The 21,907-nt window shown below is 46.5% G+C and carries 18 protein-coding genes; 12 read left to right on the top strand and 6 right to left on the bottom strand.

Annotated features, from left to right (window positions below):
* The first annotated feature begins 289 nt into the window (after nt 1–289).
* Entirely contained in the window at nt 290–1,123 is an 834-nt protein-coding gene (gene menB / locus QUA43_RS25865) for a 1,4-dihydroxy-2-naphthoyl-CoA synthase (RefSeq protein ID WP_333377680.1), read from the top strand.
* A gap of 228 nt (nt 1,124–1,351) precedes the next feature.
* On the opposite strand, the gene QUA43_RS25860 is transcribed toward menB, so the two are convergent.
* Nucleotides 1,352–1,681, bottom strand: a complete 330-nt coding sequence (locus QUA43_RS25860; RefSeq protein WP_333377679.1) for a hypothetical protein — start codon at nt 1,679–1,681, stop codon at nt 1,352–1,354.
* 539 nt (nt 1,682–2,220) lie between these two features.
* On the opposite strand from QUA43_RS25860, the gene QUA43_RS25855 reads away from it, so the two are divergent.
* The 9 genes from QUA43_RS25855 to QUA43_RS25815 all read left to right on the top strand — a co-directional run bounded on the left by QUA43_RS25855 (nt 2,221) and on the right by QUA43_RS25815 (nt 10,634).
* Nucleotides 2,221–3,465: a transposase gene (locus QUA43_RS25855; RefSeq protein WP_333377677.1), complete on the top strand. Its 1,245-nt coding sequence runs from the start codon at nt 2,221–2,223 to the stop codon at nt 3,463–3,465.
* A gap of 31 nt (nt 3,466–3,496) precedes the next feature.
* Nucleotides 3,497–4,717: an SPOR domain-containing protein gene (locus QUA43_RS25850; RefSeq protein ID WP_333377674.1), complete on the top strand. Its 1,221-nt coding sequence runs from the start codon at nt 3,497–3,499 to the stop codon at nt 4,715–4,717.
* 144 nt (nt 4,718–4,861) lie between these two features.
* Nucleotides 4,862–5,566 carry a PspA/IM30 family protein gene (locus tag QUA43_RS25845; RefSeq protein ID WP_333377671.1) on the top strand — a complete coding sequence of 235 codons (705 nt, stop codon included), beginning with the start codon at nt 4,862–4,864 and terminating at the stop codon, nt 5,564–5,566.
* 237 nt (nt 5,567–5,803) lie between these two features.
* A complete protein-coding gene (locus QUA43_RS25840; protein WP_333377669.1) occupies nt 5,804–7,000 on the top strand; it encodes an RNA-guided endonuclease TnpB family protein in 1,197 nt (398 codons plus the stop codon).
* A 199-nt stretch (nt 7,001–7,199) separates the two neighbouring features.
* Nucleotides 7,200–7,985 carry a PspA/IM30 family protein gene (locus tag QUA43_RS25835; protein ID WP_333252265.1) on the top strand — a complete coding sequence of 262 codons (786 nt, stop codon included), beginning with the start codon at nt 7,200–7,202 and terminating at the stop codon, nt 7,983–7,985.
* 257 nt (nt 7,986–8,242) lie between these two features.
* Complete coding sequence (locus QUA43_RS25830; RefSeq protein WP_333377666.1) at nt 8,243–8,653, top strand: hypothetical protein; 411 nt, start codon at nt 8,243–8,245, stop codon at nt 8,651–8,653.
* Nucleotides 8,654–8,772: 119 nt separating this feature from the next.
* Nucleotides 8,773–9,057 carry a hypothetical protein gene (locus QUA43_RS25825; RefSeq protein ID WP_333377664.1) on the top strand — a complete coding sequence of 95 codons (285 nt, stop codon included), beginning with the start codon at nt 8,773–8,775 and terminating at the stop codon, nt 9,055–9,057.
* Between the two features lie 37 nt (nt 9,058–9,094).
* On the top strand, nt 9,095–9,463 hold the full coding sequence (locus QUA43_RS25820) for a ShlB/FhaC/HecB family hemolysin secretion/activation protein (RefSeq protein WP_333377728.1): 369 nt from the start codon (nt 9,095–9,097) through the stop codon (nt 9,461–9,463).
* Between the two features lie 562 nt (nt 9,464–10,025).
* Entirely contained in the window at nt 10,026–10,634 is a 609-nt protein-coding gene (locus QUA43_RS25815; RefSeq protein ID WP_333377662.1) for a Uma2 family endonuclease, read from the top strand.
* Between the two features lie 1,293 nt (nt 10,635–11,927).
* On the opposite strand, the gene QUA43_RS30970 is transcribed toward QUA43_RS25815, so the two are convergent.
* From QUA43_RS30970 to QUA43_RS25795, 5 genes are all read right to left on the bottom strand, one after another.
* Nucleotides 11,928–12,113, bottom strand: coding sequence for a transposase family protein (locus tag QUA43_RS30970; protein WP_445302006.1), 186 nt, complete (start codon nt 12,111–12,113; stop codon nt 11,928–11,930).
* Nucleotides 12,114–12,605: 492 nt separating this feature from the next.
* On the bottom strand, nt 12,606–15,419 hold the full coding sequence (locus QUA43_RS25810) for a chloride channel protein (RefSeq protein ID WP_333377659.1): 2,814 nt from the start codon (nt 15,417–15,419) through the stop codon (nt 12,606–12,608).
* Nucleotides 15,420–15,892: 473 nt separating this feature from the next.
* The gene (locus QUA43_RS25805; RefSeq protein ID WP_333377656.1) at nt 15,893–16,849 is read right to left on the bottom strand and encodes a GDSL-type esterase/lipase family protein; all 957 of its coding nucleotides are present in this window, start codon (nt 16,847–16,849) and stop codon (nt 15,893–15,895) included.
* A gap of 206 nt (nt 16,850–17,055) precedes the next feature.
* Nucleotides 17,056–18,351 carry a TldD/PmbA family protein gene (locus QUA43_RS25800; RefSeq protein WP_333377653.1) on the bottom strand — a complete coding sequence of 432 codons (1,296 nt, stop codon included), beginning with the start codon at nt 18,349–18,351 and terminating at the stop codon, nt 17,056–17,058.
* Between the two features lie 154 nt (nt 18,352–18,505).
* A complete protein-coding gene (locus QUA43_RS25795) occupies nt 18,506–19,366 on the bottom strand; it encodes a Tab2/Atab2 family RNA-binding protein (protein ID WP_333377651.1) in 861 nt (286 codons plus the stop codon).
* 632 nt (nt 19,367–19,998) lie between these two features.
* Here QUA43_RS25795 and QUA43_RS25790 point away from each other — a divergent pair.
* Together QUA43_RS25790 and QUA43_RS25785 are read left to right on the top strand one after the other, a co-directional pair.
* A complete protein-coding gene (locus tag QUA43_RS25790) occupies nt 19,999–21,090 on the top strand; it encodes a calcium-binding protein (RefSeq protein WP_333377648.1) in 1,092 nt (363 codons plus the stop codon).
* A 137-nt stretch (nt 21,091–21,227) separates the two neighbouring features.
* Nucleotides 21,228–21,907, top strand: a 680-nt coding sequence (locus QUA43_RS25785) for a nucleotidyltransferase domain-containing protein (RefSeq protein ID WP_333377645.1), incomplete at its 3' end; no start/stop codon positions are given.

The raw sequence follows: 21,907 nt of genomic DNA, 5'->3' as shown, positions 1-21,907 counted from the left end.
TTGGGCAGTACAAAGTAGTGAGAGGATTTCGAGGATTTGACCCTGTTTCCATTTGAGATGGGACTTGGGCGCTCTTACCCTCAAAAACCGGGTTATTTAACCCCTACCGAGACCGTTGCACGGCGTATGTTGGTGAAAAACCTGGTTTCTGCCTAAGTCCCGCTTTATTTTTTTGGCAAGAGTCGATCGACCCTGGTATTCCATTGAACCGAATGCCTCTAAAATCTAAAAGCGACTTGTCGCTGCCTTGATTGACTCAGCTCAATCTCAAATCTCAAATTGATTGATTATGCAAATTGAATGGCAAACCGCCAAAACCTACGAAGACATTCTCTATCACAAAAGTGGTGGCACCGCCAAAATTACCATCAATCGACCTCACAAACGGAACGCTTTCCGTCCCAAAACCGTGCTGGAACTGTGCGATGCCTTTACTGATGCCCGCGAAGACACAAAAATCGGCGTTGTCCTGTTCACCGGTGCGGGGCCTCATACAGACGGCAAATACGCCTTTTGCGCCGGCGGCGACCAAAGCGTGCGGGGTTCGGCGGGATATGTAGACGAAGGTGGCATACCCCGGTTGAACGTGCTCGACTTGCAGAAGTTGATTCGATCGATGCCCAAAGTTGTAATTGCTTTAGTTGCAGGCTACGCAATTGGAGGGGGTCACGTTCTGCACTTAATTTGCGACTTGACGATCGCTGCTGACAATGCTATTTTCGGACAGACCGGCCCCAAAGTCGGCAGTTTCGACGGTGGTTTTGGAGCTAGCTATCTCGCCAGAGTTGTCGGCCAGAAAAAAGCCAGAGAAATTTGGTTTTTGTGTCGGCAGTACAGCGCACAGCAAGCCCTAGAAATGGGTTTAGTCAACTGCGTCGTGCCCGTCGAACAACTAGAACTTGAAGGGATTCAGTGGGCTGCGGAAATTCTAGAAAAAAGTCCGATCGCGATTCGCTGCTTGAAATCCGCTTTTAATGCCGACTGCGACGGTCAAGCCGGTTTGCAAGAACTGGCGGGAAATGCCACTTTGCTGTACTATATGACGCAGGAAGGCGCCGAAGGCAAACAAGCCTTTTTGGACAAACGGCAACCTGATTTTAGTCAATATCCTTGGCTGCCATAGCTGGATGGAGAAATCAGTTTTTTATGCGCTCATATTAAAGTAGATGCTGCGGATTTTTATGAGTTAGTAAAGCCAAATGCACCCGATCGTCCAAAAGTGTCAGTATTGATACCAGTTCCCAAAAAGAATGAAACTGCTTTGCCAGATCCAAACCATGATAATGATCAGTGATTCCCCTATCGAAAATCTAAAATCGAAAATGGTATGAGCAGCAGGGCAGCCGACGAACTAGACCGAGACTGCTGCTGCCGATTTTTCGGTTAACGTTGTGCCTGTAAGCTGGCAGGCATTGCGCTCGGAAAGAGTGACGGTGGCATCCTGCAGCGTCAGAGTCGATTCTTGCCACAGTCCAATTTCTTCTATATTTTCCCAAGATGACCTAAAAGGCGAAACCGCTAAAGCACAAGCTTTCCAGTGACTTTGAACCGGCCCGCCTAGTAAAGCGCAAATACCCCCGCGTCTGCCCTCAGGGGTATAGTGACGGCAGTGACCACAAGCTGAAGTTAAAGGTGAAGTTAAGGAGGTTTGCATAAAAGTTGTTAGGGAAATCATTTTCATCTCTAATTCTCCTTTGTAGAGCTAGCAGGTTTTAGAGCATCCCAACCTTTATGCTGTCTGGGTTGTAGCGATCCCCGAAGCATAATTAAATTTTATAATTTATTTATAATCTCGTTATATATAGAAACAATAGGTTCGGTGCTTGCTCATTGTATAGGTAAAAACACAGGTTAAAAGTTTATAAAGACGTTAGGGATCAAGAAAAAGTACAAATGCCCAACGAGTATGAGAGGTTACAAATAAGCGGTAGCTTAGAATACAAAAATTGGCTGAGAGTGTCGGTAAGCAGCCTCTGGGAAACACCAACAATTAAGTTTTCCCCGGAAAATTAAAAATAGCTGCCGACAATCGGGCCCTTGTTGCATTGACGCCAAAAGTAGCTAATCATAAAATAGGCAAGTTTTCAACTAAAACAGCAGGAGTCCCGCACTCTAACGGTACTCCGTTGAGTGACGGGAGGAATGCGCGTGAGGCTCAAGAGCTGAACAAATTATCTATAAACGCAACAGAATTTATTCAATACGTGATACACTCTTGTCATGAAACAAGTCCTGACAGTATCTTGCAAACTTCAAGTAACGCCTGAGCAGTCCCTCAAACTTGATGCGACCCTTCAGGCGTTTGCGAATGCTTGTGAATATGTGAATCAAACTGTGCCACCAACCCTGACAAATGAATTGGCGATGCAATCTTTGGTATATCACGATGTCAGAGATATGTTTGGACTTTCGGCACAGCTAGCAATCCATGCTATTAGACGGGTTTCTGGCAACAGAAAAACAGCTAAAAAAGATGGGAAGCCAGTCATCCGCTTTGCTCCTACTAGCGTCACTTACGATACCCGTATCTTTTCTTTTAGGGAAAAAGATTGGACAGTAAGTTTGACCACTACTGGTGGTAGGGAAAGGTTTGCACTGGCTATCGGGAACTACCAACTTGGATTATTGAAAGGTCAAAACCCCAAGACTGCTACTTTGTGCAAACGCAAAAATGGCAGTTACTATCTTAATATTCAGCTTGAATCTCAGCCAGCCGAGCCTCCACCCAGCAATCAAGTTTTGGGTTGTGACTTGGGTAGGACTGATATTGCAGTTACTTCTGATGGAGATACATTTAGCGGTAAACAAATTACCAAAGTTAGAAATCATTATGCCAAGTTGAGAGCAAATATCCAGCGAAAAGCCACGAAAGGCACGCGCAGCACTCGGCGTAGATGTCGAGAATTGTTGAAACGGTTGTCGGGCAAGGAAAAGCGCTTTCAGACCTTGGTAAATCACACTATCAGTCACCGTATCGTAACCAAGGCTAAGAACAAAAATCAAGTTATCGCTTTGGAAGATTTGACGGGAATTAGGGAACGCACAAATCAGCAGCCACGCTCAAAAAAAGAGCGGAGACTTAGCAATAGCTGGGCATTTTTTCAGTTGCGCCAATTCCTGATATACAAAGCTATAAAGCATAGCGTAAAGATTTTGTTGGTGGAGCCTAGATACACTAGCCAAATGTGCCACAAATGCAATCATATTAACCCTGTAAAGGGTGAATCTTATAGAAACGGTAAAAAGTTTGCTTGTGGTCATTGTGGCTGGAAAGGTGACGCAGACTTAAACGGTAGCAAAAATATTGCTGCTATTGGGGCTTTCGTAAATAAGCCCGAAGGTTCGAGATTGTTTTGCAATTTGCAAGATCATTTCAGGGCTATTGAAAGCCCACACTGTACCTGTACTCAGGGAGCGTGCTGGGTAATTTACGCTTCTTGTTTATCTCTACAATCAACATATTAAAATTAATTCAGAGGCGGTAGGAGTTTTGCTAATGAGTAAGCGTTCTTCGGTGGAATCCCCAAATCATCAATCCTCTTCAACCCCAATCAACCCTGCTTTGCAAGCAGTCCTGGGGAGTCTAGATGTAAATCTAGAAGCAGAACTGACAACATACAGAAGGCACAGGCGGCGCGCCGAACAGTGGGTGTCGCCCTCAGTTCGTACCGGCAAGCAAACAGCCACAACCGAGCAACAGCTAGCCCAAAATTTGGCGCCAGAGACTGCGGAGGAAACCCAGCAGCCGCTATCGCTGCCCCTATCCCTTGCCGGCACTCAGGGCGATGCCCCGCTAGCAACTACCAAGGGGGGCACAAAATTATCTAGCAGTGCCTTGGCACCCAACAAGTATCTCGAATCAAGCGAAAAACTGATCGAAAGTTTGGACGAGTCAAAAGCTGAGCCTACGGTAGAACGCAGTTTAGCCGCCAGTTTGTTAACTCCCTTGGGACTGAGTTCGATGCTGCTGTTTTTGCTGTCATGCACAGCTTTGGGCTACGCAGTCATGTACCCATCAAATCTAGTTAGGATGGCAGGCCTGAACCGTTTTCTCGATCGCACCTCACCCTCTCCAAGCGACAGTCCCGCCTCTAACTCAGATACCAGCACCAAAGAACTGCCGAAAGCTCCCAATCTGGTATCCAAGGAATTTGTCGAGCTAGATTTGAGCACTCTCAGTAATGTCCAGCCGACAGTCAGCCCGATTCCTTCCCCGTCACCAAAAGCATCAATCCCGCCAACTCCGCCAGCGCCTCCGGGCCCCAGCGGTGCTGTGCCAATTCCTACAGAAGACGGCAACCCGGCCAGAGGCAGGGAACAAGGACTCAACAATCTGAGTACGGCTTTGCTTCCCACTCCCAGCCCTAGCGCCGCCCAGCCAGTGCCGACACTGCCGACACTGCCTCCAACACCCTCCCCAGCCCAGCCTGCCGCCACATCCCCGGCGACAGCATCCCCAGCCGCCGCATCCCCAGCCGCCGCATCCCCGCTGGGAAGGCCTGCACGGGCGGCTGACGGTTTCTATTACGTTGTCACCGATTACACCGACGAAAAATCGCTGCAGCAAGCCAGAACCGCTGTTCCCGATGCCTACGTGCGAAACTTCTCAAAGGGTGTCAAGATCCAAATGGGGGCTTTGAACGATCCTGCCTCAGCAGAACGTTTGGTGAAAGAACTCCAAGAAAAAGGGGTGAAGCCACAATACTATCAACCATAAATTAGGTAAAGGGTGAAAAACTTTAACTAAATTGTTAGACAAAGCTAGACAATGATGAATGTTTTGTCTAACACAAAATTGGTTTTGTAATTGTCAATTCCCAGTCCTAAATCTAAAATTTAATAAAATCGGGAGACGGGCAAAATGGGATTATTCGATCGCCTATGGCGAGTGATTCGAGCCAATATTAACAGTTTGGTCGGGGCTGCAGAAGACCCAGAAAAAATTCTGGAACAAGCTGTAATGGATATGCAGGAAGATTTAGTGCAGCTCAGACAAGCTGTGGCCGGAGCGATTGCAGCTCAAAAACGCACTGAACGCCAGTGCTCCCAAGCTGAGTCTACAGCAGCAGAATGGCATCAGCGGGCGCAGCTAGCTTTGCAAAAAGGCGAGGAAAACTTGGCGCGGGAAGCTCTGACGCGCAAGAAATCTTATCAAGAAACGGCAACGGCGATGAAAGCCAGTCTCGGACAACAGAACGCTGTTGTGACTAAACTTAAAGAAAATATGCGGGCGCTCGAAAGTAAAATTTCCGAGGCAAAATCTAAAAAAGATATGTACATTGCCCGAGCTCGATCGGCCGCATCGTCGGAAAGGCTTCAAGAAATGATGGGCAATCTCGGTACCGGCAGCGCTTTGAGCGCGTTTGAACGGATGGAAGAGAAAGTCATGCAGCTAGAAGCTCGCTCCGAAGCAATCGCAGAACTCGGAACTAATGATTTAGAAAAGAAGTTTCTCTCTCTCGAAGGTGCCGACGATGTGGATACCGAGTTGGCGGCGATGAAAGCACAAATGCTTCCGGGCAACAATATACCCAAATTGCCGTCGAGCGAGCCGCCCGCATCCTGAACCCCAGGCAACAGAACAAGAGTCGGGACGAGCAAAAACTTCTCAACAGCCTAGCTAGAGATGGCTCGAAGCCTGTTGGGGAATTCCCGGATCGAAGTTAAACTCAACTAGAACAGCAGGAGTCCCGCACTCTACCTGAAAGGTGAGTGTCGGGAGGAATGCGCGGCAGATTGAGGGGTTCGATACCCCGAAAGCTGCCAATACGCTATAACAACAGCAAAACTTCACCCTTTGAAAATGTCCCAAGTTCTTACAGTCTCTTGCAAATTGGAAGTATCGCAGCAGCAGGTTGAAAAGCTGAATGCGGTACTGACTGCCTTTGCAAAATGCTGTGAGTACGTGAACACCCATACACTCGAAAAGCTGACGAATCAGATTGCTGTTCAGTCCTTGATTTACAAGGAAGCGCGATCGCATTCTGGGCTGTCTGCTCAAATGACGATTCACGCAATTCGTAGAGTTTGCGCTAATCGCAAAACGGCAAAGCAAAAGGTTAAGCCCGTTAAGAAGTTTGCCCCCACTTCTGCCACTTACGACGCGAGAACTTTCACCTTCCGCGAATCGGATTGGTTGGTCAGCTTGACCATGCTCAAGGGCAGAGAAAAGTTTAAGCTGCACATTGGTAATTACCAAAAACACTTGCTGCAAGGACAAGACCCCAAAACGGCAACTTTGGTAAAGCGCCACGATGGCAGCTTTTATCTGAACATTCAGCTTGAGTCTGAGCCACCAGAGAAACAAAAGACTGATGATGTCTTGGGTGTTGATTTGGGACGCACAGACATTGCTTGTACATCTGCTGGAGAGAAATTCAGTGGGAAACAGGTAACACAAGCCAGAGACAGATATAACCGTGTACGGGCTTCGTTACAGCGTAAAGCGTCCAAAGGCACAAGGTCTACTCGTAGAAGGGCGAGACAGATTTTGCAACGGTTGAGTGGACGAGAACGGAGATTCCAGACATGGCTGAACCATACCATCAGCTATCGACTGATCCAGCAAGCCAAGACATCAAATCAGGCTATTACCCTGGAAGACTTGACCGGAATCAGAGAGCGTACCAATGAACTGCCACGGTCTAAAACAGAACGGAGACGCAGCAATAGTTGGGCGTTCTACCAGTTGCGCCAATTCCTGACCTATAAAGGCGTGAAATTTGGCGTTGATGTAAGACTGGTTGCTCCGCGCTATACCTCGAAAACTTGTCACTGTTGCAAGGTGATTGGCAATCGCCAAGGTAAGCGGTTTGAGTGCCTGAATGAGCGATGCGGATGGATTGGCGATGCCGATGTGAATGGAGCCAGAAATATTGCTACTTTGGGGCAGATCGTAAACCTGCCCGGAGGTTCCGAGATAATGTCCTGCTCTTTGCAGGAAGTTGTCTTGAGGGCTACTGAAAGCCCGCACTCTATGCAAAGCATGAGTGTCGGGTAGTTTATTAGATATGTGCATGAATAAGCTTGCCTGCATCACATTACTCGATCGCTTTAAACTGGATTTATCTGTCTGCAAAAATTGCCAAAAACTAAATCGCACTAAAAATCTGACAAGAGTCAATTTCACAACTGCGGGCTAGGGCTATCAAGCCTGCTTTCCGCCTACTTCGTACACCTCACCCAGGAAAAATAGCATTATGGGATTATTTGACCGCATTAGCCGAGTCGTCAAAGCCAATCTTAACGATCTGGTCAACAAAGCTGAAGACCCGGAAAAGATTTTAGAACAGTCTGTTACGGATATGCAGGAAGACTTGGTGCAGTTGCGTCAGGCCGTTGCCAGCGCGATCGCTACTCAAAAGCGCACCCAGACTCAGTACAATCAAGCTGAATCTCAGTCTAACCAGTGGCAGCAGCGCGCTCAGCTAGCCCTGCAAAAAGGAGACGAGACTTTGGCGCGGGAAGCGCTAGTTCGCAAAAAGTCTCACGCGGAAACGGCGGCTACGCTGAAAGCCAGTCTGGATCAGCAATCAACTCAGGTGGAAAGTCTCAAACGCAACTTGATCGGTTTGGAGAGCAAAATTTCTGAAGCTAAGACTAAGAAGGATATGCTCAAAGCGAGGATATCCGCTGCTAAAGCTCAGGAACAGCTCAACAATACCATTGGCACATTGAATACTGGCAGTTCAATGGCGGCTTTCGATCGCATGGAAGAAAAAGTTTTGCAGATTGAAGCTCGCGCGGGGGCTTCGGCAGAATTGGCCGCCGGCGGCAGCAATTTAGAGGAACAGTTCCGCTTGCTCGAAAGTGGCGGTGATGTTGACGACGAGTTGGCTCAGATGAAAGCTCAACTTACCGGGGGTTCTGTGTCTCAAGGTCAATTGCCGGCAGCGGGTAAAACGGCAGCAGCTAGTAGCTCGGAGTCGAGCCCGGTGATTGACGCTGAGTTGGAAGAATTGCGATCGCAGCTCAATAAAATGTAGTAATCTCTATCAAAATTTACCTATTTGTCAGATCGCAGGTTTGATAGAATGCTCCGCCGACCTACAGGGCTAGCTTGGGAGGTCGGAGTTTTTTTCAGAAATTTTTGAATACACAAAACTTTATTTTTGTCAACTGTCTTTAGATTGACTTAACGAATTAAGTCTTTAAAAAGTGATAAAGTAATTTTATTCCTTGCAATTGCGCCGGCCGTGCCCGATCGTAAGTGTAAATAACTATCAAATATGGCTAATCTGTCATGCCCGTGCAATTTTCTAGAGGCTTTTGTAAAATCAAGTTTTTCAAGGCATTAGCACTTGGTTTTTCAATTGCAGCTATTTGCCCCACACTGCTATCAGCTCTAAGTGTTGGCGAGTCGATGGTTGGTGCTGAATCAGGGGTGCAAGCGCCAATTTTGTATGATAATTTACCATCTCAATTTAAATTAAATCAAGAAACAGCAGACGATCGCGATCGGCTTCGTGATTTATACTCGGGCTCAGAATTAGATAGAGACAGTAAAGAGCAAGAAAATAGCATCCCGGAGTTCGATCAATCCACCCAAAGTCAGGCAACAGAAACTCTCCCTCAATTGCCGAATCGAGGAGAAAACAGACACGAATTTCCGATTCCCAACCCGCGGCTGCCAAATCCGCCTCGTCTCCCATAACCCGCGTCGCCAGCGCCCTTGCCTTCAGGCGAACAGCTTTTGCCACTTGCTACTTGCTGTTCCCGCGCCGGCACAGCCTGCAGAATTGCTAACATTGCGGGTACGATAAAAGTCGATCGATGGGAAGTAGTTGGCAGTTGACTGACCGCGAGCCGATCGTGCAAAATCCGAGAAGAGAAATCGCGATCGATATCGGTATCCGCAGGCGAGAAAGCGGTAAATCTTTGCTGGGAAAGGATTTTCTACTGTCGCCGGGAGCAGATAATTGGGGTAGAAATCCGGTTGCGGTGCTGAGGCTGTTTCAGGATTTTACTCAGAGGGGAGAGAGATGTCTTGGCGGCGCGATCGCAGTTCTGTCAGGGAGTTGCAGCATTTGGCGCTACGGTGAGCAGCAGCAGCCCTGACAGTCAATTTTTGACCTGGCGGGGTTAATTGCAGTACGTGCGGTTGTTGGCTCCTGAGACGCTGCTGCGGGTGCGATCGGATGTGGAATTGGCTGGGGCAGAGCTTTTGGCGATCGAACAATTCGGTATAGGGGGATCAGACACATTGCGGGGCTACCGTCAGGATGCAATGCTTGCCGATAGCGGGATTTTTGATTCAGCCGAGTTGCGGTATCCGATGCCAGCGCACCCGCAACAAACAAGGAGTTTTGCAGGTGACGGCGTTTGTGGATTTTGGCAATGTTTGGAATCCCAGGGAAAGCGCGGTTTTGGAAGCGAATACTTTGCTGTCAGCGGGATTGCGGCTGCGGTGACTGTACGGCGAAAGGTGGAATGCTCGCAGAGGCGGGGGAATTCCTTTGATTGATATTAAGTCGAGCAACAGGAGTTTACAAGAGCGCGGGCTGTATTTTTCTCTATAATTCAAACATTTTTAGGAAAGCAGTCGTTTTGCCCTTGGCGGAACTGAGCAATTCCGCTATATAGTAATAAGTATCATTTGGCACTCCTCTGTAGCTGCCAAGAGTGCATTTTACTGATAATCTTTAAATTAAACTATGTCTAAGGTGCGGTTGCTGCTTTTAAGTTCTTTTGCTTCCGGTTTTGGGCTTTGCTCAATCATTTTGGCGATGTTTACGATGACTTCCCGGCTGTCGTTTACGTCTTTTTTTACATTTGTTTTAACTTTGGTGTTTTTTGGAATTAATCTGCTTTTTGCTTTGCATTATTATACATCGCTTACTAAGCAATTGAGTGTTAAAAATAAAAGGAAAGCGAGAATTTAGCAGTTGTGAAGCAGAAGTGGAAAAAAAGGCATGGAGAGTTTGTTCGGGAATTGGAAGGGAATCCAGAAAACGCCTCTGGGTTGAGACAATTATCTAGCTGTCAGCCATAATTATTTAAAGTCTAATTATTTAGGAGGTGCGATCGTGGTTATTACTCAAACCAACCCGCCAAATCTTCCCGATGCGACAAAGACTCGCTTTACTCCAGATGAATACCGGGCGATCGAGGAAACAGCCGAAGAACGTCACGAATACTGTAACGGAGAGATTATCGCTATGTCAGGAGGTTCAGAAGTCCACAGTGCGATCGCCTGTAACTTGTTAATTTATTTGGGATTTTTGCTCAGAGACACCGCAAATCGCTTGTATAACAGCGATTTGCGGGTTTGGATTCCCGAACATCGGTGCGGAACCTATGCTGATTTGATCGTCGTCAATGGCGAACCGGAACTCAATGGCGATCGCACGGATGAAATTCTCAATCCTTTACTGATTGTTGAGGTTCTTTCGCCCTCTACTGAAGGCTACGATCGAGGTGAAAAGTTCAGAAAATATCGCTCTCTTGCTAGTTTTTGTGAATATTTGCTGGTTAGTCAAGCTGAACCCTATATTGAGCAATATTATAATGGCGATCGCCCAAGTAGCGAGCGCTGGCAATGGCAAGTTTGCGATCGGCTCGATCGGGCGATCGTCCTGCACAGTTTAAATATAGAACTTCCGATGTCTGAAGTCTATCGCCGGATGAATTTTTAAGGGCGATCGGGTGACGCTTATAATGACAGGGTAAACGCATCTCAACTGGAACCCAAAATATGCTACATTTAAATCCGACTAAAACTCAATATAGTTTGTTGTAGTTTATGGGTTTCATCAATGGCAAGAGGTTTTAGTAAAGCTGTAAATTCTCAACAAAAGCAAATAGATTTCTTCAGGCTCAACACATCTAAATTAAGTTGACACAAAATCATATTGGTGCATCACTAAAGTCTCTCAAAAAACTATTATTAAAAATCTTAAATCTGACGCAATTAACCTATTAAAATCGGGCCTTGAGAATTCAAAAATTCCTAAAGCAGAATCAATTTAGATCTGGAATTCGTTTGCTTTTTCGAGCGTTAATCGGCAGAGTCTAAAATTTGGACTAAATAATTATTATCCATTCCCGCCAGATACCTTTTCATTTTTAAACTTCCTTTAAATATTTTTTCCTGTTTCAGTAAATTGATGGCACTCGCGACGTAGGAGAGCAAAATTTTCGGGAGAATGATCTTTGCGAATGCGACTCTTATCTTTACAAAATGTAACATCTCATGTCCAATGTAAGCTATTTTCAAGGCCCCAATGACTGCGAATCGCCCCAGCAATTTTTTCGGCATTACTGGCTAAACTACTCAAATAAAAGCGAACTTCTGTGGTAGTTTTATTCCACAAACGTCGCTCACTTGCTATCATCACAATTGTCTTTAATCCTGTCCATAATGATTGATTATGAAGCGGGGGAACTCAGAGATAGCTACCGTCCAAACCAGTCTTTTTTTAATTAGATGATATCCAGCTTCTACGTGCTGATCATAGCTATGTTTCAGCCCATAAAATCTTATTTACTGGCTAATTCAAACCATTTTCTTACGGCTTTATGAAGAAGTCTTTTAGTTTATTGGAAAACTAAAAAATAATCTTTTTTCTTCTAGATTATGAGCGATGTTATCTATTTTTGACATCCCAAAGCATGAATAGTTATACCAATTTTAAAAAAGAATGCAACAGTATTCTTGTTCCCCCCCTTAGCAAGGGGGGGCTAGGGGGGGTCGAAGAGTGTTGCACGATTTTAGAGAAATGGTATTATTATGCTTCCTTCAATGTCTAGCATTTCTAATAAAGCCGGAATTGCTGTCAGTGACTTAGATTTACTCTTGACTTTTTTTACCCTCAAACTAATTGATGGGAGGCAGGCCAGGCACTGACTATATGTAGCGGTTTTTGGCTGTGATTCCGATCGCAAGATTGTTTCATTGTTTTACCATCAATGGCGATAACTTCTAGCTCTCATTTCTGGGTGATTGAGTTGACCCAACTTAAAAAATAATCTTGAACTTGTTTCGGTTCCAGTCGGGCAAAGACTCGACTAAATGTATCATGAGAAGGAATCCCATTCGGGAGTTCTAGAAAGCCTTTTAGCAATTCATATTTGGCTTTTCCATAGATTTCTATTCCGGACCGATCCCTCCGCACCGCGTCTGGAAAGCTAGAATCGCAATCGCGATAATATCTTTGAGTAAGTGTTCTTTACTTTTTTCTATTATCGGGTCGTTCAAATTGGCAAAATGTTCTCAAAAACTGGCCTTTAAAATATTCATTGAAGGCAATGAATCTGTTTGTTTTTGTTGGGAAATTACAGATTTACTAAAACCTCTTGCCGTTGATAGCACCCCTAAGCTACAACAAACTACATTGAAATTTAGTCGGGTTTAACTGTAGCATATCTTGGGTTAAAGTTAAGATGCGTTTAAGCTGCTACGCATTTAAATTGAACCCAGAGACGGGCAGGATGCCCGTTCCACAGTAATTGTAGAAAAATTGACTGTCAAATTAGATGCACAACAGCTTACCCTGTCTCTACACTTGGTAAACCTGGAATACGCTGTATTAGTGATGGGAGACAGAACCTCCGGGTATGTATTCCCAGGCAGAGCCTGGGAAGAAGAATAAAATGGTATGAATTTGCTAAGAGGCCGATCGCACTAAAATGACTGTACAGTCGCACCCGCGCGCTACAGCTTCCGGGATGTTCCCGTGAATCACCTGCTTCAGCAGCCCTTCACGGCTCGCTCCCAGGACGATCGCATCGCACTGATCGTTCTGAGCCAAATCAATTAAAGCATCAGAAACCGATTTAGCGCAAACCGAAGTCGCTATTATCGAACAGCTAACCCGGCGCTTGATAAACTCCGCTGCTTGCTTTAATTCTCCGCGATCGGGTTCTGCAACAGAAGGCTGATGAACCTGACACAATTTAATCTCCGGTACAGCACTCGCAGCCACCAAAGCAGGTAGCAACCGCAAAGCCGCAGCTTGCTTGTAACTGCCGCGAATAGGCACCAACCAGCGGTGCAAACCCATCAGCGTATGCAGCCCCAATTCTGGGGCTGGAATGTCTGAATTCGGCAGGGAAAGTTCAGTGTCAGGAGTTGCTGATGAATCTGAGGATCTCGCCAATGGGGGATTATCTGCGCCCTCAACTTTTTCGGGATTTAACTCCCATTCGATAGAGGTATATTTCCGGCCGCTAAAAGCGCCGGAAAACTCATTTTTCTGACGTGTTGCTAATAGTTTTTCGCTCCATTTAACCAAAATTACCTCGCAGCCTGCTTGCCGAATTACGGTATCGACCACATCGCCAAAAATGCGTTCTTTTGTGGATAATTCGCCTTGCCAGCCCATCAAAATCAAATCGATATGTCGCTCCTTAATTGTCTCCAAAATCGCGTTAGGCACGTCGTGAGCTACCCGTATTTGGGTGTGTACTGGCAAGTTCAAATTGCGAACAATTCGCTCGGCTTGTTGTAGCAGGCGGCGGCTTTTGGTTGTCCGCACTGCGCTTTCGGAGGGGGAACTGTTGCGCGGTACTAAGATGATTTGCAGGCATTCTAATTCGTAATTGCGATCGCGCGCGATCGCCGCGGCCAGCCGGAGCAAAGCGGGTGCTGTTTGGGGATTGGAAAGCGGCACTAATAAGCGGCCGTTTCCGACTTGCGGAGCCCTGGTTTGATAGACAACATAGGAAGGTTCTGGATGCGGGCCCTGGGTTGTTTCTCCGCTGAGGCGATCGGATTCAACTCGGATAATGTCGCTGCGGGTAATAATTCCCACCAAACGCCGGCCTTCTACGACTGGCAAACGGCTGATATTGTAGTTGTTGAGCCTGTACAATACCTCGCTTAAAGTATCCCTTGCTTTGACTGCGATCGGCTGTACAGTCATAAATTCTTTAAGCAGGGAGTTGCCGGACAAATTGCGCTCGCTGGCATTTGCCAAATCGGTTTGACTGACAATTCCGACTAATTTGCCATCTTCAACTACTGGAAATCCTCGGTGGTGCGATCGCGAAAAAGCCTGCATCACTTCATCGAAAGTCAGCAGACTCGAAAGAGTTTCAACTCGGCGCTGCATCACGTCATCTGCGTGCAAGTCGCTCAAAGTATTGCTGGCAGCTTTTGCCTTTGTCAGTTGAATGCCGTTAAACTCCAAAAGGCGATCGTACAAAGAGCCACTATCCACCTTTTCCGCGACCAAATAAGCAACTACAGAACAGATCATCAAAGGCAGCACTAATTTGAAATCCGCCGTAATTTCAAACACAATTACTACCGCAGTAATCGGCGCTCTAGAAACCGCACAAAAAAACGCTCCCATTCCCGCCAAAGCGTAAGTTACCGGCAAACCGACACCCAGAGAATCTGCCTGCACAATGCCCACCATGTGACCGAGTGCAGAACCCATAACTAGGGCAGGGGAAAACAATCCTCCCGGAGCTCCAGAAGCAGCGGAAATAATTGTCAGAAAAAAGTGAGCTATAAAGGCAATCAAACTCGTTATGCCGCTTGCTTCACCTGTCAGCATAAACTCCCGTAAACCCGTATTATCGCGGAAATTTGCTGGAAGAAAAGCTATTACTGAACCGCAGATTATGCCAGCTAGAGCCATTCGCACGGGCAAAGCTAATTTGAGCGATCGCCTGTTAAATTGCAAGCTAGCCATAATCCCTTTGGTGAACAAAGCTCCCAGCCATCCCGCTAAAACTCCTAACAGTATATAAAACGGGATTTCCTGAGCATCAAAACTGGTTTGGTACGCGCGAAGGTTCAAATTTAAACTATCGCCGCCCAAAAGCTGCGAGACAACTGCACCGATAAATGAAGCGATAATTGCAGTCCCTAAAGTTAATCCCGAAACGTCGTGCAGCAGTTCCTCAACTACAAACAAAACTCCTGCAATGGGAGCATTGAAACCAGCAGCCAATCCTGCCGCAGCACCGCAAGCAATCAATTGTCGGCGGTAGTCTGGGGAAGTGGGCATCAAGTGACCTATCCAGCCGGCCAAAGATGCTCCTATTTGCACAGTCGGGCCTTGCCTGCCTAAAGTTAAACCGGAACCAACCGCTAAAATAGTCGTCAGAAGTTTGGCGACAGCTACTCGCAAATCTAAGGAAAGATTGACTCCGCCGAGAGCAGCTTTGACGTGAGGAATGCCACTGCCTGCAGTTTCGGGAGCAAAACGCTCAACGAATAAACCTGTCAGCAACCCGCCCAATAAACCGACGCTGGGCAGTAATATCCAAGCTGGGATTAATGTCGAGGTAGCAACTCGCCAACTGCCGAGCCATCCAACTCCTGACTTTAGCAAAACACCTGCCAGTCCCGCCACTAAGCCGATCAGACAAGCTTCAAAAATGGCTAGCCGTTTCGGCCGTAAAAAAAGTTGAGATTTGATGACCCTGGAAGGTTCCCTAAATTGTTTAGGGATAGTAATGTACGGCATAAATAGCGTAGATGACCTGAGAATTGTCTGCTCGATCGCACTTTAGCGAAAAATCCTTCGACTTAGCAAAATATAACTATTTTTTAACCGCAGATGAACGCAGATGAACGCAGATGAACTTGACTAATCTGCGTTCATCTGCGATTGTTTACCATATAGCCTCCACAATGTTTTTAAATCGGGCACTTCCAAGTCGGGCTGGCTACTGACCGGCCGTGTCGCCCCAAATCCTGTTTTGTCGTGTCTGCGATTTACCCAAATATATCTCGCGACTTGACAGCAATTGTCTCAAGACTAGCAGTATTCCCCTTTCCCCATCTATCAGAGTGCTGTGGCAGTCAAAACTCACTACTGAAAATTGATTAAATTCAAGCATATAGCGGTTCTCAAAAAAGTGAGGTATGCCCTATGCCCTATGCCCTATGCCCATGAGTACCTCATCTTTCTGAGAAAGGCTATAGTTCGCTCCTTGTTTAGGGTTGATATTCCGCAAAAATTTCAATTTTCCCCACAATGTTTTGATTAAATTGAGCCAATTCTTCTGCAGGAATCCAATATTCTTGGTGAATCGAACTGCCCACAGTTTGTACGGGATATTTTTTTAAGAATTCTGCCGCCACCCGAAAGCGAGTGACATAGCCGAAATATCCCGATGCTGCATCTCTTGTATTCCAATCTCGCGCGATTTGTATGGCATAGGCTTTGTGAACTACGGGATAAAAAGTAGGCTGAAAGGATAAGCGTGGCGGAAATGCCATAAAATCGCTTTCTTTAATCAGTTCCATTTCTTTTTTACCGACGGCTCGGAACAGCGTTACTGTCTCTTGATCTGATATATTGATATTTTTAAACCAAGCTTTCCAACCGTCCCAATTGTGAACTATTTTAGCCAATTCAGCGTAACCGGCGGCGCGGGGATGGGAACCGTCATTTTCGGTAAGTTCTTTTTGCCAAATTTCCGATTTTTGCAGCGGAGTGCAAACATCTAGATAAGGCACATTTAACTCGTTGCAAACTTGGGCAAACTGCTCGGACAAGTTGGCAATCCGCCTTGTGCGATCGGCATCGATAACTGGCGGTGGCCCTATCATTAATACTGGAAATATTTCTTTGGCTGACGTGAGAATAGAGCGAGCATTTTCAATTGATTTTTCAACTTCTATGCGAATTTTTTCGTTTTCTAGGTAAGTGTCGTTGACGCCAAAGGAAAATACTATTCTGCCGTCGCTGTAGTGAGGTAAGCGGCAAGAAACTTCGCTGAACCAGCGAGTTTCTATATCGGTACTGTTTTCTCCCCTTATTCCTAAATTGTAGTAGGTAATATCGTGTCCTTGTCCGCAAGCGGCCGCGCAAATCCGTCCTGTCCAACCGAGACATTTTGGATCGCAAGTGCCGTTTACAAAAGAATCGCCGATAAAACAAATACGCATATTATGTGGGGGAATTGGGAATGGGGAATTGGGCATTGGGCATTGGGCATTGGGCATTGGGCATGGGCCATGAAGCATTGGGCATTGTGAATTGGTTATTTTTAATTAGAAAAACTACTAACAAGTAACCACTAACTACTAACTACTAACTATTACCGATTACCAATTACCCATGCCCGATGCCCGATGCCCCATGCCCGATTCCTTTAATTCTTGCCGATGACAGACAATCCCTCTACAATTACAGACGGTGTGTGGCAAGAACCATTCCACTCAGAGTCTCCTCCCAATTCTACTAATTGTTTGAGGACGCTGTAGACGTTACCAGCTACCATTGTGTCTTTGATTCTGCCGACTATTTGACCTTTTTTGACTCGGTAGCCGAGATCGACATTAATTGAAAAATCGCCGGAAATTCCAGCACTGCCGCCAAGCATTTGATCGACTACAATTCCGTCGTCTAATTGAGCAATTAGATCGATTAGCGATCGCTCTCCTGGTTTAATCAAAACATTGAACAAACTCGGCGTGGGATAACTGCCCAAACCTGGGCGAAATCCGTTGCCGGTTGTGCCACTGCCCAAGGCTCGACCGGTGGTGCGATCGGTATAAAATAGCTGCAACACTCCGCTGTTGATAAAGACGATCGCCCGAGTGGGAGTGCCTTCGTCGTCAAACGGACAGCTATAGGGCCCGATATCCGGCTGCTGGGAGAGGGTGACAAGTGGCGATGTCACTTGTTGGCCTAATCGATCGTTCCAAGGCGAAGCGCCTTCGAGTACCTGTTTGCCGTTCAACGCCGCACAGACAGTCCCCCACAGCAAGTCGGCTGCTTTGGCTGTAAATAGCACCGGCACGCGGCCCGTTGCGGGGGCTACATTGTCTTTCGCCCATTCTAAACGCTGCAAAACCCGCTTGGCGCTCGTGTTTAAGTCGAGGGTGCCGCGTTCAGTTTCGCCTTCCCAAATGTTGAGGAAATCTTCGCCCCGCACTAATTCTGCTGATAAGTAACCGCTGAGGGTGGTGTCGGTGTGACTGGAATCCAAGCCTCTGGTGTTCACCAAGCGGGTGCTCTCGATTTCGCAGTCGAGTTCGGCGGTGCAGAGGCTTTCGGGATAGGCTTCGCGGACGATCGCGATCGCCTCTTTTCCCCAGTTTACTAGCTGTTCGGCCGGCACCGACACTCCGCGATCGGGATAAACAACTTTCTCACCGGTGCCGAGTTCGATGGTTTCCGGTTCGTTAAGTTGCGAAAGCGCGATCGCCCTGTCCACCAAAATTTGTAGTTCCACGGGCCCGTAGGCCACCGCCAAACCCGGCCGCCCATCCCGCCACAGCCGCAGTGCAATGCCTTCTGCTTGGGCGGTTTCTAGCTGTTTGAGGCGGTTTGCTTCAAAAAATACCGGCCGTGAAAGCGATTGCGATTCCAATACCTCAGCAGCTTCTGCACCTGCTTTGGTGGCTAGTTCTAACAGTTGTTCTGCTGATTGCTGATTGGTCATTATTCTCGGTGGTTGGTAATGGGCGATCGGTAATTAATTGGTCATTAGTCATTAGTCATTAGTCATCAGTCATTAGTCAATATAGTTGTTAACTCTCTTTCTAAATGACTGTAGATTAACTGCTGACTGATGACTGCTGACTGATGACTAATGACTAAATAGTTAGTTCGTGCAACAGCCAAAATCCTGCAAAAGATTCCGATTCGGGATTCGACTGAATTGCTAAGAAATGTACTTTTTTTGCTTGCTTTTTAGCGGCTTCAAATCCTTTCGCTTCTCTCTCAGTTGCTGCGTCTCTGAGATTAGCTAAAATCCAGCGATCATTAGCTCCCGTATCTAATACCAGCCTAGCGGGTGGGCCGCTCTCAAATTTCAGAAAAGCCAACTCCAAGCCCGACATCCAACCGGCTAAAGCTGTTGCTCTCGACGAGTAGATAATTAGTCCCGGAATTTGCGTTTCTGGGGCGAGGCGTGTCATCGGCAGTCCGAAAGCTTCGCCAAATCCGATATCCCACTCGGACATTTCGTCAAAAGCTGCGATCGGCAAACTCACAAACGCCCATTTTTCGCCGATTAAAGCATCCGGTAGCGCAACTGGCGTTTCGGGTACAAATTGAACGCTCGGGTTCACAACCGGTTGATAGCCCGGTTCGGCGGGATAAACGTCTTGCATCCGTTCTTCCAGCCACAGGCTGAGGGCGAGGGTGCGGCGGCTGCAGGCGGCGGGAATGTCCAACTCCTCGCAGGCTTTAGTAATCATGTTCGCCATTTGGCGGCGGAAAAAGCGGATTTTTTCAGGTCGTTTCGGTGCGGAGGCGATCGCATCTTTAATTGCATCCGCCAGCCACAGGGAATTCACGGTAGAACTGGAGCAGAATTGCGAGTAGCGAAACAGAGATTCGGCCTTGTCGCCTACATTCAGCGGGCTTTCGCAGATCAACACTTCCCATTTTTTTTTCTCTCGCTCGTCTATGATTGGACGGCTGTAAAAGTCGAGTTCCCAAATAGTAGCCATGCCGCGCTGTTAAAAATTAATCCTTTCTCATGTTACCGGACAGCGGGCAAGTTTCTCATAATGATGATTGAAAACTGATTTTCAATGCCTGTGCCGCTGCACCCTGTTTCCCGATCGACCGCAGCACCACCAATTTTTAAACCAAATGCTATCAAAAGGCATCAACTCTCCCCTAGCTTCATCATTTGGATTGCTCTACTATAAAACAGAGATCGACTTCAATTTAACATCTCCACATTTTCTCCTCTACCGACTCATACAATCTCCGTTCATCCGCGTTCATCTGCCTTCATCGGCAGTTAAAAATCATCTAGATATAATCTAAATAAAAGCTGAAGTTCCTCAATTTAAAAATTAGTAAAATAAGGGTTTCTATTATAGCTTTTTTTGTAAATTAGTCAAAAGACCGTTTGTCAAACTTACAAAGTTAAGCTTATACCACCTTTGTCAAAAGACAAAGTGTAAAACTTATTGAAACAGTCATAAATTATCGAAATTACGGAACAAAAGTAAATATCAAAAATTTCTGATGTAGTTTAAATAAGCAAACCTACTTTCAAGGATAGGCAAGTCAAATGGCAAGTAAAATAGAATCAAATTCAGGAATCATCAGAGCTTCACATATCGGGAATATGATTCCTAACGATCTGCGGAAAATCATCGACAGCCAAGCCGGGGAAAGCAACTTCACAGGTGCTAATTACCTCACCCTTACCCCGGAACCAAAGGTAGTGACACCCAGCGGTCAGGCTGTAGGCGCAGATATCGATCTAAACAAGATTGCCAAGCACGTTGACAGCACGGCCAAGTCCGAATTAGCCGCAGACATCATTGAAATTCCAGATGTTTTGCTGGGCAATTCTGCACAATCAGGATTCACCGATTATTTCAGTTTTGAGAGTATTAACAATATCCCCATTACTCTTAAAGTCAACGACTTGAACGAGGCAAATGTTATTAGCGATGACAACAAGCTTAAAAGCTTGTCCGACATAATTAGTCGCGCTTCTTTAGGAGCTAAAGAAAGTCGCTTTTTTGATGCAGATGATGCTGATAACCTCATAGAAATTACACCAGAAGATGCACGGCAATTAGGAGGGCTCCGTGCTTGGGGCGGCAACGATCAAATTATCGGCACTCAGGGCAACGATACCGCTAACGGCAATGCAGGTAACGATACAGTGGTTGGCGCTCGCGGCGACGATATGCTGAAGGGCGCACAAGGCAACGATTTGCTCGACGGGGGTGAGGGGGACGATATAATTATGGGCAATCAAGGAGACGACTACCTATTAGGCGGAGCGGGAAATGACGTAATCCGAGGTGGAGCGGGCATTGATGTACTGATTGGAAATGCGGGCAATGATATCTTGATCGGCGATAGTGGTGCTGACTTCTTAATGGGGGGAGAAGGTGCCGATCAATTTATTTTGCGCGGCGATACATTTACCGCTGGTGCTGCTTTTGCCGATCGCATTCTCGACTTCAACCCCAGCCAAGGCGACATCATCAAAATTGCCTACTACAAAGGCACCCAAGGCATGGATGACATCAGTTTCGCTGCCGTTGATGTCAACAAAGACGGTATTGGGGATACTGCTATCCTCTGTTCCTGCGGTGACATTGTGGGTGTTATCATGAGTACAGACCCCTCAACAATCAACCTCAGAAGCTCAATCTTCATGGCCGGGCCTCAAGACACAACTCTCAGCAACATCGGATAGCACTTTTAATAGTTAATAGCAAGCGGTTAGCAGCAATAGCTGCTAGCCGCTTGTGCGGCCGATTTTATTGGCGCTTTGCTTAAACTGCTTTTAGAGAATTGGCGCTACAATCAAAACCAACTGTATAGTTTGATTCCATGAGACCAATCATTCTGGAAAAGATTGTTTTAACCTTACAAACTTTAGATTTTGTTCTCGCTTTATGGCAAGGAGGTTCAGCAGCCCACGGATACACCGACGAGTGGTCAGACCTCGATATTGCGGTTGTGGTTGAAGATAACTGCGTGGAAGAAACATTTGAGATTGTGGAAAAAGCCCTCGCAGAAATTGGCGAAATCGAACTCAAATATCGAGTTCCCGAACCCGCTTGGCACGGTCAGTCGCAGTGCTTCTGGCGGCTGAAAGAAACCCCGCCTTTTTTGCTGATTGATTTTGCTGTTTTCCGGCGCAGCAACCGCAACGATTTCCTGGAAATAGATAGACACGGAAAAGTGCAGATCGCCTTTGACAAAGCTAATCTAATTGTACCGCATCCTTTGGATCGAAGCAAACATTTTTCTACAATGCAGTCGAGATTCAACGAAATTAAAATCCGTTTCGATTTGCTGCAACCTCTCGTAAAAAAAGAGATTTATCGCGGACATTTAGTAGATGCGATCGGCAACTATCACAATTGGACGCTTCTGCCCTTAGTCGAACTGTTGGGCATGATTTACCGTCCCCACAGATACGACTTTGAAGTGACATACTCCCACGTCAAACTGAGTACAGTTATGACGTGGGCATCTTTGCAGCCCGATGAAGGGTGTGCAAAATT

This window comes from Microcoleus sp. N9_B4 (genome assembly GCF_036701635.1).
Lineage (GTDB): Bacteria > Cyanobacteriota > Cyanobacteriia > Cyanobacteriales > Microcoleaceae > Microcoleus.
The sequence above is the reverse complement of the archived record's forward strand: the minus strand, read 5'-3'. Positions and strand labels throughout refer to the sequence as shown.

What these genes read in the sequence shown, in the direction of transcription:
- QUA43_RS25850 (WP_333377674.1), top strand. Translation starts at nt 3,497, where the DNA reads ATGAGTAAGCGTTCTTCGGTGGAATCCCCAAATCATCAATCCTCTTCA.
- QUA43_RS25855 (WP_333377677.1), top strand. Translation starts at nt 2,221, where the DNA reads ATGAAACAAGTCCTGACAGTATCTTGCAAACTTCAAGTAACGCCTGAG.
- QUA43_RS25830 (WP_333377666.1), top strand. Translation starts at nt 8,243, where the DNA reads ATGCCCGTGCAATTTTCTAGAGGCTTTTGTAAAATCAAGTTTTTCAAG.
- QUA43_RS25800 (WP_333377653.1), bottom strand. Translation starts at nt 18,351, where the DNA reads ATGACCAATCAGCAATCAGCAGAACAACTGTTAGAACTAGCCACCAAA.
- QUA43_RS25845 (WP_333377671.1), top strand. Translation starts at nt 4,862, where the DNA reads ATGGGATTATTCGATCGCCTATGGCGAGTGATTCGAGCCAATATTAAC.
- QUA43_RS25860 (WP_333377679.1), bottom strand. Translation starts at nt 1,681, where the DNA reads ATGAAAATGATTTCCCTAACAACTTTTATGCAAACCTCCTTAACTTCA.
- QUA43_RS25795 (WP_333377651.1), bottom strand. Translation starts at nt 19,366, where the DNA reads ATGGCTACTATTTGGGAACTCGACTTTTACAGCCGTCCAATCATAGAC.
- QUA43_RS25805 (WP_333377656.1), bottom strand. Translation starts at nt 16,849, where the DNA reads ATGCGTATTTGTTTTATCGGCGATTCTTTTGTAAACGGCACTTGCGAT.
- QUA43_RS25840 (WP_333377669.1), top strand. Translation starts at nt 5,804, where the DNA reads ATGTCCCAAGTTCTTACAGTCTCTTGCAAATTGGAAGTATCGCAGCAG.
- QUA43_RS25810 (WP_333377659.1), bottom strand. Translation starts at nt 15,419, where the DNA reads ATGCCGTACATTACTATCCCTAAACAATTTAGGGAACCTTCCAGGGTC.
- QUA43_RS25825 (WP_333377664.1), top strand. Translation starts at nt 8,773, where the DNA reads ATGGGAAGTAGTTGGCAGTTGACTGACCGCGAGCCGATCGTGCAAAAT.
- QUA43_RS25790 (WP_333377648.1), top strand. Translation starts at nt 19,999, where the DNA reads ATGATTCCTAACGATCTGCGGAAAATCATCGACAGCCAAGCCGGGGAA.
- QUA43_RS25835 (WP_333252265.1), top strand. Translation starts at nt 7,200, where the DNA reads ATGGGATTATTTGACCGCATTAGCCGAGTCGTCAAAGCCAATCTTAAC.
- menB (WP_333377680.1), top strand. Translation starts at nt 290, where the DNA reads ATGCAAATTGAATGGCAAACCGCCAAAACCTACGAAGACATTCTCTAT.